This window comes from Dellaglioa sp. CoH-57-MRSF-18 (assembly GCF_056781995.1).
Window position 1 is genome coordinate 1 of sequence record NZ_JBXAXX010000090.1, and the last position, 445, is coordinate 445.

The following is a 445-nucleotide window of genomic DNA, read 5'->3' on the forward strand; positions in this document are numbered from 1 at the left end:
CGTGGTGCCGCTGGATGAAGGAGCAAGTGTGAAGACACTGCGTGAATGCAAGATCGAGGTGCTGCACCGTGCGATCCGAGTCCTAGATGATCACTACCAGACATATCTGTGTCACGCGATTAAGAGTTCGGCTCAAATCCTGTCGTTGGACAATCCCGATTATCCGTATAAGAAAGCAGCGGAAGAATTGGTGACTGTCATACGCCGGGCGCTCGGCAACCGCCTCACACTCAACTGCTGGCTTGAGGATGTTCACGGTATCTGGGCTCATGAACAAAAAGCTTTCCTACTGAAGGAAACTCGCGTACAATGGGCCACTTATCTAATCAATTGTGTGGAGGCCGAACGTGAACCTGATTGACAAGAAAATCGCGATCCTGAAAAGGGCACTCGAACTCATCGAGGACGGGGATGAGTCCTTTGTGTGCTTCGCGATCAAGAGAGC

1 protein-coding gene is annotated in these 445 nt (G+C 51.2%); it reads left to right on the forward strand.

Annotated features, from left to right (window positions below; translation table 11 throughout):
* Positions 1–361: hypothetical protein (locus AC1RPG_RS08215; protein ID WP_481762502.1), on the forward strand; the 361-nt coding region annotated here is incomplete at its 5' end.
* Between the last annotated feature and the right edge of the window lie 84 nt (positions 362–445).